Source organism: Dysgonomonas sp. 511 (assembly GCF_010501105.1).
GTDB lineage: Bacteria > Bacteroidota > Bacteroidia > Bacteroidales > Dysgonomonadaceae > Dysgonomonas.
Genome location: NZ_QVMQ01000021.1, coordinates 13,238 through 28,233, shown reverse-complemented (window position 1 = coordinate 28,233; position 14,996 = coordinate 13,238). Strand labels below are relative to the sequence as shown.

At 39.7% G+C, this 14,996-nt stretch carries 13 protein-coding genes; 8 read left to right on the top strand and 5 right to left on the bottom strand.

Annotation, left to right across the window (positions count from 1 at the left end; genetic code table 11):
- Positions 1-68: 68 nt before the first annotated feature.
- From D0T57_RS10390 to meaB, 7 genes are all read left to right on the top strand, one after another.
- Positions 69-941 carry a peptidoglycan DD-metalloendopeptidase family protein gene (locus D0T57_RS10390; protein WP_163273428.1) on the top strand — a complete coding sequence of 291 codons (873 nt, stop codon included), beginning with the start codon at positions 69-71 and terminating at the stop codon, positions 939-941.
- Entirely contained in the window at positions 938-1,705 is a 768-nt protein-coding gene (locus tag D0T57_RS10385) for a DUF1570 domain-containing protein (protein ID WP_163273427.1), read from the top strand. Before D0T57_RS10390 ends, D0T57_RS10385 begins: the two co-directional genes overlap by 4 nt.
- A gap of 162 nt (positions 1,706-1,867) precedes the next feature.
- Entirely contained in the window at positions 1,868-2,389 is a 522-nt protein-coding gene (locus D0T57_RS10380) for a shikimate kinase (RefSeq protein ID WP_163273426.1), read from the top strand.
- Positions 2,386-4,233, top strand: a complete 1,848-nt coding sequence (locus D0T57_RS10375; RefSeq protein WP_163273425.1) for a trypsin-like peptidase domain-containing protein — start codon at positions 2,386-2,388, stop codon at positions 4,231-4,233. The genes D0T57_RS10380 and D0T57_RS10375 overlap by 4 nt, the downstream gene beginning before the upstream one ends.
- Entirely contained in the window at positions 4,221-5,588 is a 1,368-nt protein-coding gene (gene radA, locus D0T57_RS10370) for a DNA repair protein RadA (protein WP_163273424.1), read from the top strand. Before D0T57_RS10375 ends, radA begins: the two co-directional genes overlap by 13 nt.
- 151 nt (positions 5,589-5,739) lie before the next feature.
- A complete protein-coding gene (locus D0T57_RS10365; protein WP_163273423.1) occupies positions 5,740-7,026 on the top strand; it encodes a folylpolyglutamate synthase/dihydrofolate synthase family protein in 1,287 nt (428 codons plus the stop codon).
- 142 nt (positions 7,027-7,168) lie between these two features.
- Positions 7,169-8,269 carry a methylmalonyl Co-A mutase-associated GTPase MeaB gene (gene meaB / locus D0T57_RS10360; RefSeq protein WP_163273422.1) on the top strand — a complete coding sequence of 367 codons (1,101 nt, stop codon included), beginning with the start codon at positions 7,169-7,171 and terminating at the stop codon, positions 8,267-8,269.
- Between the two features lie 84 nt (positions 8,270-8,353).
- Here meaB and D0T57_RS10355 read toward each other — a convergent pair whose 3' ends face one another.
- The 4 genes from D0T57_RS10355 to D0T57_RS10340 all read right to left on the bottom strand — a co-directional run bounded on the left by D0T57_RS10355 (position 8,354) and on the right by D0T57_RS10340 (position 11,385).
- Positions 8,354-8,992 carry an HAD family phosphatase gene (locus D0T57_RS10355; RefSeq protein ID WP_163273421.1) on the bottom strand — a complete coding sequence of 213 codons (639 nt, stop codon included), beginning with the start codon at positions 8,990-8,992 and terminating at the stop codon, positions 8,354-8,356.
- A 4-nt stretch (positions 8,993-8,996) separates the two neighbouring features.
- Positions 8,997-9,761, bottom strand: a complete 765-nt coding sequence (locus D0T57_RS10350; RefSeq protein ID WP_163273420.1) for a porin family protein — start codon at positions 9,759-9,761, stop codon at positions 8,997-8,999.
- Between the two features lie 21 nt (positions 9,762-9,782).
- Positions 9,783-10,865: a PCMD domain-containing protein gene (locus D0T57_RS10345; RefSeq protein WP_163273419.1), complete on the bottom strand. Its 1,083-nt coding sequence runs from the start codon at positions 10,863-10,865 to the stop codon at positions 9,783-9,785.
- A 166-nt stretch (positions 10,866-11,031) separates the two neighbouring features.
- Positions 11,032-11,385: a DUF3836 domain-containing protein gene (locus tag D0T57_RS10340; protein ID WP_163273418.1), complete on the bottom strand. Its 354-nt coding sequence runs from the start codon at positions 11,383-11,385 to the stop codon at positions 11,032-11,034.
- Positions 11,386-11,863: 478 nt separating this feature from the next.
- Between D0T57_RS10340 and D0T57_RS10335 the strand changes: the two genes are divergently transcribed.
- Entirely contained in the window at positions 11,864-13,510 is a 1,647-nt protein-coding gene (locus tag D0T57_RS10335) for a diphosphate--fructose-6-phosphate 1-phosphotransferase (RefSeq protein ID WP_163273417.1), read from the top strand.
- 185 nt (positions 13,511-13,695) lie between these two features.
- Here D0T57_RS10335 and D0T57_RS10330 read toward each other — a convergent pair whose 3' ends face one another.
- Positions 13,696-14,982: a hypothetical protein gene (locus D0T57_RS10330; RefSeq protein WP_163273416.1), complete on the bottom strand. Its 1,287-nt coding sequence runs from the start codon at positions 14,980-14,982 to the stop codon at positions 13,696-13,698.
- Between the last annotated feature and the right edge of the window lie 14 nt (positions 14,983-14,996).

Genomic DNA, 14,996 nt, shown 5'->3' with positions numbered 1-14,996 from the left:
ACTGCCAGTAAGTGGGTGGTTGGAGTTTCCTTATCTATACCAGATGTTCTTTAAAATAGCATACGAATATGAAAAATGTTATCCTGTTAATCTTACTCGCACTATCATCATCCGTATTGCTTGCCCAGCAGCATACAAGGGCTATTTCATTCAAAAGTGAACGCGATAAGAACGGAAATATAGTTATAACAGCAAAAAATGAAGATTTCTGCGATTACTATATCAGCCTGAACATAGAAGGAGATTATGAGGTAAGAGGAAACTTCAGGGGGCAGGTAATATCCCGCAAAAGCGATAAGATAGTAGCAACATTGGTAAAAAATGGCCTTTCAAGCGGAGGCTACAACTATTCGTCGAGAACATACAGGGGTTCCCTAAATAAGAAAATAAACCCCGGCCATGTTTATGCTTTGCCGGTAAAGCCCGGAGACAGCATACAATATATTCCGGCACGAAACAGGGCGTTTACATCGGTGTTTAACCTGAAATTTGCGGGCGATACCGTTTATGCATGCCGGGGCGGAGTGGTATGCGACGACCGGTTGACCGATACCGCAAACAGAACATTGTCGAAAGACGATAAGATAATCATATACCATGAGGATGGAACTTTTGGCCAATATTCTAAATTTCAGAAAGTGTTGGTATATCCCGGCGAATCGGTTTCGGTAGGCCAACCTATAGCCATTGTAAAACCAGGCGACAATGAGAGAAAACTAATACACTTCTCAGTTTTCTTTCTCGACAAAAACATGGTAAACAACGATGAAACCGGCATTAAGCATAGCAACCTGGTTCCTGTATTTCATTCGTTGAATAGTGGCGATGGCAAGTTGGAGGAAAAAACGACATATGTAAGCGAACTGACCGACGAGCTTATAATGCAGGATATGAGCAAAAAAGAACGTGCAAAGTACCTGAAAAAGAAAGAACAGAAATGAGAAAGATATATATTGCATTTCTCCTGTTGCTGATAGCGGATATTGCATGCGCCCAATATGCAATAAAAGACAATGATAAGGTGCTTGACAAAAAAGAACAGAAAGTATTGGAACAGGTTATCAGCCATCAGCTCGAATTTTACAATAAGGTATTGCCCGATTCGGCAATAAATAGTACAGATGTCAGGCTTGTTATCTTTTCCAAGTATGGCGATTACCTGATGTACCAGAAAGAGCAGACAAATACGACCCACCACCGCTCGATGGGCTTCTATTCGCGAAAGAATAAAGAGGCAGTAGTATGCAAAGATCGGCACGAAAATGGGTTTTTAAGCACCTGTTATCACGAGCTTAGCCATTTCTTTGTCAATACCTATTTTGGCTCAGTTCCTATATGGCTCAATGAGGGGTTGGCTGTGTATTTTGGCAATACAAAGGCAGGAAAAACTGTAAAGCACCAGCCTCACAATACATTTTTCATGCGTGTGAAAACAATGGTTGACACCCAGGATATAAATATAGAGGAGTTTTTGGACTGGAGCCACAAGCAGTTTTCGAAAAAATCCTTTACACACGAAAATTACGGATATGCTTTGGGCTATTCCATTGTACAATTCCTGATGCAGAAAGACCCGCAAATCGTAATTAATATAATAAGGGAAATAAAGGATGGAAAGAATAGCCGCGAGGCTATAGAAGTGTCGTACGGTGGAGGTTTTTCGCGTTTCGAAAGCGATTTCTTTGAATATATATCTAAGGTATAATTTTACACCTTGTTATCTATCGCGGCAAAGCCTATACTTGAGAATATATTAATCAATAAAAACAACCTTTTATATTTTATTCTTACATTTGTATGTCACGCACAAATCGAATGACTTAGGCAGTCTGTAATACAATTTGATAGGAGCGATAATTATTAAAAGATGAAAAAGATATTCCTTATAGGATATATGGGTGCCGGAAAAACAACTGCCGGACGCGAATTGGCAAAAAAGATGGGACTTGACTTTATCGACCTCGACCATTTTATACAAGGGCGATACCAGAAGACAGTCGGGCAGCTTTTTCAGGAATCGGGCGAAGAAGGTTTCCGCAATATCGAGCGAAATATGCTTCACGAAGTAGGTGAATTTGAGAATGTTGTAATTTCGGCGGGAGGGGGGACCCCTTGCTTTTTCGACAATATGGATTACATGAATGCTGTGGGTACTACGGTGTACCTCAAAGCAAGCCCCGAAGCATTATCGGCTCGGCTGAATACATGCAAGGATAAACGTCCCTTGATAAAAGATAAAAACGAAGACGAACTTTATACATTTGTCTGTGAAACACTCAGCAAGCGTGAGCCGTTCTATTTGCAGGCCGCCATTATTTTCGAGATGGAAGAACTTGTTTGCCGCGACGATATTCACAAATACATTGACAAACTGATAGATAGATTATGATTAGAAAAATCACCAGAAGATTATTGGCAGCTATAACCTTGTTTATGCCATCCATTTTGCTCTTGGCTCAGAATCCACAATATTCTTATAATAAAGACAAATCGGAGATATCTGTAATAGTGGAGCCTGAAACAAAGTTTACTGTTGCCGATATCATCGACAGGCGTGTCGGGCATCCGCTGGCCGAAGCCAAGATGTATAAGCTGGGAATCAGTTCGGATACAGTTGGTGTGTGGACCCGGTTGGCAGGCAAAAATGTATGGCAGCTAATAATCAACGTGCCAGGCGCAAAGGGATTCTTTATTAGTTTCGATAATTTTTATTTGCCACAGGGAGCCGAACTCTATGTATATAATAAGGAGAATATGACCGATGCAATTGTGTATCGCCACAACGACAATCCGCATAAAGGGGCATACTCGATCGAAAACCTGGCGGGTGATAATGCCATACTCGAATATGTTTCGCCCGACAATAAGAAACCGGAATTGCTGATAAATGGGGTAGGGTATAAGTATTCCACCGAAACAGGGTATTTATCGGGATTCAGGTCTTCGCTCTCGTGTATGGTAAACATCAACTGTGTAGACGACGAACAATGGCAGACAATAAAGAAAGGTGTTGTCCATCTCAGAATGGAAAAGAGTGATGGAAAAACATATCTTTGCTCCGGTTCGCTGGTGAATAATACCGCTAACGATAAGAAACCATATATACTGACAGCGAATCACTGTTTCGAGAATATGACAGCTGCCCAAGTAGGTGCTAATACATCATTCTTTTTCGAATACGAATCGCCATCTTGTGCAAATGCAGCGCCTCCGGGATATAAGTTTCACAAGGGCTCGCAGCTCAGAGTTATCAATCCGCTGGGTATGGGGGGCGATGTCGCCTTACTCGAACTCTCGGAAGCTATACCCGGCGACTGGGATGTATATTTCAACGGTTGGGACAGGGAAAATACTGCCGCTAACATAAAAAATGGAAAGGTTATACATCATCCCCGGGGAGATGTGAAGAAGATTTCGTCGTATGCCAGCTCCCCAGCACATGGTAAATGGGAGGATATAGGCACCAATAATAATTACTGGGTGGTAGGATACAGCGATGTAGGTACACAAGGAGGCTCTTCGGGAGCTCCTATGCTCAACAACAACGGCTTGATTGTAGGAACTCTTTCGGGTGGAGATGCTTTCGATTGCAGTGCTTCCGATCGGTACAGAACAGATGTCTACGGTAAATTCTGGTACAACTGGAATCAATATATCGGGGCTAACGTTTTTCAGGGCATAGATACCAAACTGGCGACATACCTCGATCCTGAAGGACAGGATGTGAAAGCCTTGAGCGGATTGTATAATATAGAGAATGTTGAGAATGAATTAGTTCTTGATAAGGCAGATGTAAGCCTGCTGATTAATACTTCGGCTAAAGTGAAAATATTATCGGGGAATGGCAACTATACGGTAACTTCGGCCGATAATACAATTGCTTCGGCGACCGTAACAGACGATGAAATAGAGATTATTTCATATAAAAGGGGCAATACGACTATCAAAGTAACCGATAAGCGAGGCAAAGAAAAAGAAATACAGGCTACTGTATATAAGAACATAGAAATAGCAAGCAAGGATGCCAGTATAATTATAAATGTTTATGGCGATGATATAGTGCCCCAGATAAGGCTTATAAATCTCGACGCCGACGTATTGTATGATAGAAAGAACGTGAAAGATTTTCCTCATACAATAGATATGTCGCCGTTCAACAAAGGGGTGTATGTTATACAAATTAAGACTCAAAACAAGGGGACTCAGACCGAAAAAATATTATGGCAAAAGTAAAATCGGTATATGTTTGCAGCAATTGTGGCAACGACTCGCCCAAATGGCTTGGCAAATGCCCCGTTTGCGGCGAATGGAACACATATGTAGAAGAATTGGTAAGTAAGGAAAAGTCGCCGTCGAAAGGAGGTTTGACAGCCTTCGAAACATCGAAAGCAAAACCCTTGTTGCTGAAAAACGTAGAGACAGGCGAAGAACCCCGTATAGACCTGCTCGATGGCGAACTCAACCGGGTTTTGGGGGGCGGTATGGTTCCCGGCTCTCTGGTATTGATTGGCGGCGAACCGGGTATTGGCAAATCGACACTTATTTTACAGACGGTATTGAATCTCAAAAGCCTGAAAACGCTTTATGTATCGGGCGAGGAGAGTGCTCGCCAATTGAAACTGCGTGCCGACCGTATAAATCCGGCGAATGACAACTGCTATATCGTTTGCGAAACCAATCTGGAACAGATATTTGTGCATATACAGAATGTAAATCCCGGTTTAGTTATCGTAGACTCTATACAGACCATATACACCGATGCGGTGGAATCGTCTCCGGGAAGCGTATCTCAAGTGCGCGAATGTTCTGCAGCTATACTTAAATTTGCCAAGGAAACCAATACGCCTGTCGTAGTAATCGGGCATATCAATAAAGAAGGCAGCATTGCCGGGCCTAAGGTATTGGAACACATTGTAGATACAGTGTTGCAGTTCGAAGGCGACCAACACTACATGTACCGTATCCTGCGCAGCATTAAAAACCGTTTTGGCAGTACGGCAGAGCTGGGTATTTACGAAATGCGGCAGAATGGGCTGCGCGAGGTCAGCAACCCTTCCGAATTGCTTCTGACTCAAAACCATGAAGGGCTGAGCGGGGTGTCGATTGCTGCGGCAATAGAGGGTGTACGCCCATTTCTCATCGAAACTCAGGCCTTGGTGAGTACTGCTGCCTATGGTACGCCACAACGTTCGGCAACAGGCTTCGACCTGCGCCGGATGAATATGTTGCTGGCTGTATTGGAAAAACGTGCCGGCTTTAAGCTTATCCAGAAGGATGTATTCCTGAATATAGCCGGCGGACTGAAGGTCAACGATCCGGCGATGGATCTGGCTGTTATCAGTGCTGTATTATCATCAAGCCTCGATCTTTCTATCGAAAAGCATGTTTGCATGACGGGCGAAGTCGGGCTATCGGGAGAAATTCGTCCAGTAAACCGTATCGAACAACGTGTTTTGGAAGCTGAAAAACTTGGGTTTACCAAGATTCTTATCCCGCAAAACAACCTGAAAGGCTTTACATCTAAGGTCAATATCGAGATTGTTCAGGTACGAAAAGTAGAAGAAGCATTCAGGCAATTGTTCGGATAAATCGAAGAAACTGTTAGTAAATATCACGAAAACGATTCTGAAAATAAACGAAAACTTCCGTTTTTTTAGATGAAAACCGATTTGTGATATTTCCTAATTGTTACTTACAGTTATTAAGGATATTATGTACCTTTGTAAAAAATGAAAGGAGATGAATTACGAGGAAACACTGGAGTATTTATATAACCAATTGCCGGTATATCAAAAAGTAGGAGGAATAGCATACAAAGAAGGTCTTGACAATAGCTTGGCTCTCGATAAATATTTCGGTTATCCACATAAAAAATACAAAACCATTCATGTTGCCGGAACCAATGGAAAAGGTTCTACATCGCACCTATTAGCAGCTATATTGCAGGAGGCCGGACTCAAGGTCGGATTATATACATCGCCCCATCTGGTAGATTTTAGAGAACGTATCCGTGTGAATGGAGGAAAAATTGAGAAGGATTATATTACAGACTTTGTGCAACGCCATCGCGAATATTTTGAGCCGATACAACCATCATTTTTCGAGTTGACAATGATGATGGCTTTTAGTTATTTTGCCGATATGCAGGTCGATGTGGCTATTATAGAGGTCGGACTGGGCGGACGCCTCGATAGTACAAACATTATTACACCACAACTGAGCATAATAACCAACATCAGTTTCGATCATATGCAATTTCTAGGCGACACATTACCTAAAATAGCAGCAGAGAAGGCTGGAATAATAAAACCGGGCGTACCTGTAGTTATTGGTGAAGCCTCGGGCGAAGTTCGCGAAGTATTTGAGCAAACTGCCGAAAGGGTAGGGGCGCCTATCGTTTTTGCTGAAGATGAGAATATTATTTATTCAAGCCTGAAAACTGCAAGCGGATGGCTTTTCGACACTAAATACCATCTCCACTTGAAGGGAGAATTATCGGGTTATGCACAGGTTAAAAATGCAGCTACCGTATTATGTGCTGTTCATCAATTGCACCTATTAGGATATACTATTCCATCGAAAGCCGTTTATAGTGGTTTTGCCTATGTAAATGAACTGACAGGATTGATGGGACGCTGGCAGATAATACAAGACCTGAACCCCAAGATAGTATGCGATACCGGGCACAACCTGGCAGGAATGGAATATATTGCCAAGCAACTGCAGGACGAAAGATACAACACTTTGCATATCGTTTTGGGCATGGTAAATGATAAAGACATATCGTCCGTACTCGCGCTTTTGCCCAAGAATGCTATTTACTACTTTACGCGAGCGTCTATCGCACGAGCGATGAACGAGAGGGAATTGCAGGCTTTGGGGCAAAAAAAGGGACTGATGGGTTATTCATATTCCACTGTAGCCGAAGCTGTAAATGCTGCCCGTGATTGGGCTTTACCTTCAGACTTTATATTTATTGGAGGAAGTAATTTTGTAGTTGCAGAGGCTTTGGAAGTATTTGCCTGAAAATAATATCTTGATCGCGAATCTATGAAAAAATGTTCATTTGTTATGTAATTCGTATTATGTTTAATTCTGAACTTTAAACCCAGAATATGGACTCCCATTTTACTATATTTCCTATCTTTACAAAAAAATAAATCGCAATATGGAACATGTAGAAAATGATGAACAATTTCAAGGTTTACGTGTCAACAAAGGCATTTCAGAACAGCCTACAGTAAATCCTTATCTAAATAATTTCAAGAAGTTTAAAAGAAAAATATATACAGTTTCGGAATATGTAGAAGGAATTTTAAAAGGTGATATATCCCTTCTAGGACAAGCTGTGACCCTTATTGAAAGTTCAAAGCCTGAACATCAGGCTGTAGCACAAGAAGTTATCGAAAAATGCCTCCCCTATACAGGTAATTCTATCCGCATAGGCATAACAGGGGTTCCAGGTGCCGGAAAAAGCACATCAATCGACTCTTTTGGCATGCAGATACTAAAAGAAGGAAACAAGCTCGCCGTACTTGCCATCGACCCTTCCAGCGAAGTGACCAAGGGCAGTATTCTTGGCGATAAAACACGCATGGAACGTCTTTCTACTCAGGATAATGCGTTTATACGCCCCTCTCCTTCTGCCGGATCGCTTGGTGGTGTTGCACGCAAAACCCGCGAAACGATTATACTTTGCGAAGCTGCCGGATTTAACCGCATTATTGTAGAAACAGTTGGTGTAGGCCAATCTGAAACGGCAGTACATTCGATGGTCGACTTCTTCCTATTGATCCAATTGGCAGGAACAGGCGATGAATTGCAAGGTATCAAGCGCGGTATTATGGAAATGGCCGATGGCATCGTTATCAATAAAGCCGATGGCAATAATATAGAGAAGGCTCGTCTGGCACAATCCCATTTTCAGAATGCTTTGCATCTTTTTCCCCTGCCCGACTCCGGCTGGGCTCCACGAGTATTAACATATTCGGGTTATTATGATCTGGGTATTGAGGAGGTGTTGGGTATGATTGATGAATATATCGCTTTTGTGAAAGAAAACGGATATTTTGAGCATCGCAGAAATAGCCAATCGAGATATTGGATGTATGAGACTATAAATGAAAAACTTAAAAGTAATTTCTACAATAATCAGCACATTCAGAAAGAGTTGAAGATATGTGAAAATCAGGTTTTAGATGCTAAAATAAGCTCTTTCGCTGCTGCGAATAAGGTATTGGATATCTATATGAAGGATTTGATGAAATAATGCAGCAAAAAGAAATACACATATTTGGTAATAAGCACTATTGCCAAATATGTGTTGTAAAATCCCTCTTAGATTAATGGATGTCTAGTTAAAAAAAGCAACTATCGATTTCAATTCAGAAAAATCGGGAATAGTATAATCAGTTTTATCTTTCAACTCGTCTTCCGACAACGTTGTAGTAACCCCTACTACCATCATTCCGGCATCGCGTCCAGCCTTTACTCCGTGAAACGAGTCTTCGAACACAATGCAATCTTCCGGCTTCGAACCCAAATCGTCGGCAGCCAACAAAAAACACATCGGATTGGGTTTCCCTTGGGTAATCCTAGAGGCTGTAACTATCGTATCGAATGTATGTTCCATTTCCAAAAGTTGCAATGCCCTTTTCATCTTAGCCTCACTCGAACTGGTTACTAATCCTATTTTGTATCCATTGGTTTTCAGATAACTGATAAATTCAGATATTCCCTCTACAAGAGGAAAATCCATAATGAGTTCAAAGTTATCAAGGTCGTTTATTATCTGTTGTTGCTCTTCCTGAGGCAGATGATCGAAGTATTTCTTTACTAAGTTGGGGGTTGTTGTGCCTTTCACCTGTCGGGCAAAGTCTTTTATACCGAGATTGTATTTTTCGCCCAATGCCTCAATGTAGATGTCATATTGAGGTTCTGTGTTGGCTATTACGCCATCGAAATCGAATAGGATTGTTGTAATTTTCGACATTATTTTATTTATTTATGCGATAATTTATACCAAATGTGCCGTAAATATTATACATATCGTACCCTAGCCCCTTGAATGATGAAGGAAAAATGGGAACAAAACCCCATGATAAATTAACGAAGGCTCCGAATCTTCTATTTATAGAGTATTCGCCGCCTAAATGCACGCCAAAATCGAATGAACGCATATCTTCTCCGAAGTTAAATTCCGCTAAGTCTATATCTGCTCTTTCGCCTATCGGACTTCCTTCCCTTATATATCCATCTGTTACATTCCCTGTAAATTCGGAACTATATTTATACGATACATATGCCCCGGCTTTTACATCCCATTTTTCATTTATTTTATAAGAAGCAAACAATGGTATAGTTACATATGCACTTTTTATTTCCGTTTTATTTTTTCCGGTAAAATAACCGTCTATTTTTTCAATTTTATCACCTGATATTACATCAACTATCGTATGCAATGATTTAACTTTTGCCTTAACCCCCATGCCCTTATAGTCTAACAGTATTCCTGTACCTATTCCCCAGTTGCTGGGAAAGCGATACACAACATTGTATCCTAGTTGGGGGGTAAATTGCGGCCAATATGATTCTACCGACCGGATTTCCCGGGGAAGAGGAACCGGAGCAGTAGCTCCTACATTAAATCCTGCTACAATGCGATGTTCCAGATTGGATAAAAAAGAAGTATTCTCCTGCGCATATATAAATGAACTAAAACAAAGGAAAAAGAATACGGTTATAATATATTTAAAATTCATTTTATAGTACTTATTAATAGGTTAATTATCAAAATCTTCGCAAGTAACTTTTACTTCATCTATATATAATCTACTGCCTGGGGCACCTTCGTAAAAATCGCCGTACTTACTTGACGAAAACACTATAGCAAATCTATAATCATACTCATCATAATCAATTTTTCCTTTATATTCAAAACTTAAATTGAAATAAGTGTATCCTTCTCTATCAGTGCAGTCTTTCAAGTCGGCAATAGCAACTACCCTGTCGGAGTTTAATATATCATCTTTTCCGGTAAGAAGAGCGTTAGTTAGTGCTGAACCGGATAGGTTCTTTGGCATAGAATAGAGAAACGCACGGATAGTACATTCGTCTGTACGGTCTTTTTCTTCCTCTCCCACACTATTAAGGAATGTTTCGCCAGCCTTATATTTATAGTATCCGGTAAAGCGGATAGGCCTGCCTTTCTCAATAGGATGCGGATGCCCAAATCTCACCCCCTTAGGTGGATCACTCATGACTAAACCAAATGATCCATAATAAATTGATCCGGAAAGTATAGAATAAAAGTTATTCCATATTACTTTACCTTTTTGAGTTTCCAACAATATGGCTTTTTCTCCAAATCGACTATCTTCTGTGGAACGTGTTGGAAAATTATTTCTTTCTCCGGAAAGAAATATCCCGGAGTTCCCCGATTTCCACAAACCTCCCTTTAATTCCGGATAGTTTGTTTCTTTAGGAGGCACCTCCCAATTTGTCCATTCTTCAAAATCAAAATAATAATCATTTTCGAAAACAGAAACCTCATATGTTTTAGAATATTGCTTATCTTCTGATGTTACTGTAAATTTCAAATTATTGGTAAAATCATAGTTAACATCTGGCGAAGGGGTAACAACCGCACCCGGCGTCACCTCTATTTTAGGCGATATAGAAGTTATATCTGCACCTTTATTTACAAATAATATAACTTGTTTATTAGAGATCATTGCTTCTCCGAAAGTTACTTCATCGGGCAATTCAAAAGACAATATATCAGCTTCACTATTCCGTGCTTCGTCTTTTATACAAGAAGTAAAAAAGTAAGATATGATAAGTAAAAATAGTAGTTTGATTTTCATTAGTGCATTTCTTTTATTATTTGATGCAAAAATACGCAATATCTTTTACTTTATTGTCTAAGAATATGAAAGATGGAATATTATTACAACAAAAATGAGCACCCTTTTAACCAAAAGGATGCTCAATATTTAATTTTACCGTCTTGTGTTATATAAAAGCCTTTGCTTATTTCGATTTATCTGCCCAACATTTATTTTTCTTGTCCCATTTCGAAAACGTTGGAGACAATAGTTGGTTATCTTCGCTGTAGTTATACTGATATTTTTGAGTACCAACCCATCCCATATTGCTATTCCATTCATACAATGTTTTTTCGAGCAGGCGTCCGTCTGCATCGTAGTTATATACAGTCTTCAATAAAGGAGCATTGGTATATTTATTGCAATGCAGAATTTCCTTTACGCTTCCATTTTCAGTTTTCTCCACATTACTAAATGTTATAGTCTCGCGGGAATCGGCATGAATACTGGCTGTGAAGCCCAATATCATTACAAACAAGAAGAAAAATTTAGCTTTCATGATATATCTGTTTAAAATTAAGATTTAATACTACAAATGTAAAGCATTAATTTGACATTTTGAAATTATATACTATCAAATTGATAGCAAAAATGGTTAATTATAATTAATTCAAGTGCGTGAACTATATACAATACATAGAAAACACCTTCATAAATATCAAAATGTCATTTTTCCTTATTTTAAATCATAAACAATTTCGAAATATTTTATCTATATACAAAGCTTACATTTTTCGAAGCGAAATGTAACATAAAAAAAGACTGGAATGATGTTACTTTTGTTACTTTTTAAGGAGTTTGCCCAATCAATAAAACAGGTGTTGATAAATATGATTTGATCGGCAGTCATTTTGTTGAAAAAATATAGACGAATGTTACCTATATACCGATGTGTCTATTTTATATGTCAAAAAAAATAACGAAATTTGCGGTTCTGGAAAGCTTATTTTTCGAACTAATATAAAAACGTAGAATTAATGAAAAAAAGTGCATTGCAAGTGGCCAGAGCCACTTACCAGCCTAAGATGCCGAAAGCCCTTTACGGTTCGGTAAAAATAGAAGAAGGTGCTGCAACCCAATCTGTAGCCGATCAGGAAAAAGTAAAAGAACTGTTTCCTAACACCTACGGGATGCCTACTCTCAAATTTGTTGAATCGGGCGAAAAAAACGATTATCCTGCCATCAATGTAGGGGTTATACTTTCGGGCGGACAAGCTCCTGGTGGACACAATGTTATCGCTGGAATTTTTGATGGTATAAAAAAACAAAACGCTGGCAGCAAGCTTTATGGTTTCCTTATGGGACCGGGTGGACTCGTTGACCATAATTATAAAGAGCTTACAGCTGATATAATTGACGAATACCGCAATACAGGAGGTTTCGATATCATTGGCTCGGGACGTACCAAACTGGAGGCAAAAGAACAGTTTGACAAAGGCCTTGAAATACTAAAAAAACTGGACATCAAAGCATTGGTTATTATTGGCGGCGACGACTCTAATACAAATGCTTGTGTTTTAGCAGAATACTACAAACAAATAAATGCCGGAGTACAGGTTATCGGTTGTCCTAAGACTATCGACGGCGACTTGAAAAACGAAATGATAGAAACATCATTCGGCTTCGACACTGCATGTAAAGTATATTCTGAGGTTATAGGCAATATACAACGCGACTGTAATTCGGCGCGTAAATACTGGCATTTCATCAAACTGATGGGACGCTCGGCTTCTCATATCGGCCTTGAGTGCGCTTTGCAGGTACAACCTAATATGTGTATTATCTCGGAAGAAGTGGAAGCTAAAAAACTATCGCTCGATGATATAGTAACCGATATAGCTAATGTGGTAGCAAAACGTGCTGCAAATGGAAACAACTTCGGTACTGTACTTATTCCTGAAGGACTTATCGAATTTATTCCGGCGATGAAAGCTTTGATTTCGGAACTTAACGACTTTCTGGCTCATCATCAGGAAGAGTTCAATGCAATACCAAAAGACGATCAATTGGAATATATAAAGAAAAATCTTTCTGCCGAAAATGCAAAAGTATTTGCAAGCCTTCCGGCAGGAGTTGCCCGCCAGTTGACTCTCGACCGCGACCCTCACGGAAATGTGCAGGTTTCGCTTATCGAAACAGAAAAGCTTCTTGCCGAAATGGTTGGCAATAAACTTGCTGAAATGAAAAAAGATGGAAAATATAGCGGAAAATTCGCTTCTCAGGTACACTTCTTCGGATATGAAGGCCGTTGTGCTGCTCCATCGAACTTCGATGCAGATTATTGTTATTCATTGGGTTATACGGCGGCTGCTCTTATTGGTGCTGGCAAGACAGGATATATGTCGTCGGTACGCAATACTACAGCTCCTGCTGCCGAATGGATTGCTGGCGGTGTACCGGTAACAATGATGATGAATATGGAACGTCGCCACGGTGAAATGAAGCCTGTTATCCGTAAGGCTTTGGTCGAACTGGATGGTGCACCATTCAAATACTTCGCTGCTAACCGCGAAGCGTGGGCTATAGGTACTGAATTTGTTTATCCTGGTCCGATACAATATTTCGGTCCAACAGAGGTATGCGATCAGCCTACGGTAACTCTTAAGTTGGAGCAAGGAAAGTAAGATTAATAGATAATATTGACTATTATAATCCTAAAAAGGCCGTTACAGGTTTAATTAAGGGTAAAAACATGAGATAGTTGTCGAGCTTAGCTTGGCAACTATTTTTGTTATATCAGAATCAGACAAATTACAAAAAAGGCTGCCCCAAAAACTTTGAAGCAGCCCCTTCTGTATTACGATTGAACTTATTTTATACGTTCCAATTCTTTATCTATAGCATCCAATTCTGCCGACTTATCAACATTCAGTAGACTAAGATTATAGTAAACATTTTGCAACTTCATCAAAGCTGGTTTCAACTCAGCAGTATCAGCGTTTCGGGCTTTCAGTAAGTTACGGTATTTTTCTAAAAAAGGAAGAGCTTTTTGGTAAAGATCTGTTGTAGCCTTATCCAATTCAGCTTGCTCTCTTCTATTTGTTGTTTGCCCTGCTTTTTCCTTAAAGTCCTGAGCTTGCAACACATATAACACGCCAATACCCTCAAGGGCTCTTTCGCAGTTTCCATCAGTATTTATGGCTGCCAGGTATGCCGGTTCTGCTTGATCGTATTGTTTTTGTTCTGCATACAAAGAAGCTTTTACGCTCATCAGGTCGCAAGAATTTACAGGATCGTTTGATATTGCCTGATCCAAATATTTGATAGCTTCCCCTGTTTGTCCTGCTCTGATAAATTCATTAACCAGGTTTGGTATAAAATATTTATTTGTAGGGAACTTACGCGCGCCTTCGTTAAGTGTAGCAATAAAGTTTGCTGTATCTTTAGCTTGCTGATATTCGTTTGCCAATAATTCGTAAACATCACTTTCTTTGTATGTGCTGTTTTGAACGTATGGTTCGGATATCATTTTCTTCATCAATCTGATAGCGCGAGAGTGATCTTTTGCCTGTATAGATGTGATTACAGCATAATATTTAATAGTTTGATATGTAGAATCCTGTAGGTTGAATCCATCTTCATCTTCAGCGAAGATAGGCAAAGTTGGCAATTCCCAATATCTTTCGAAGAAATCGGCAGCTTTTTTGTATTCTTGCTTATCGTTGTAATATATACCACCATTGATATAGAAATGATGCCCATCTCTCAGGTTCTTTATTATGTCTTTTCTGTATTTATTTTTCACTTTTCCTTTTTCATCGGGTATTTGTCCCAATTCATCGGCTTTTATATAAGGGTCGTACATGTTATACAGACCTGTGTACATAACTCCTTCATTTCCGCTTTTACCAGTGATTCCTTTTTGCATTTCAATGGTACGCTCATCGTCAAAAGCTTTGTATTCAATATCCCCTGCTGTTTTCCATGTTTCAGGATCGTTTGCCGTTTCGGGGTCGGTTAATGCTGGTTTAATCAGGTTTCTAGCTTCAGAAATGTTATTTTTCATTGCCGACTTTGCATCCTTTACAGCTTTCTTTTGAGCAAAAGATAAGCTTGCTAGCATACATAGCGATGTTACTAATAGAACTTTTTTCATATTGCTAATTTTTA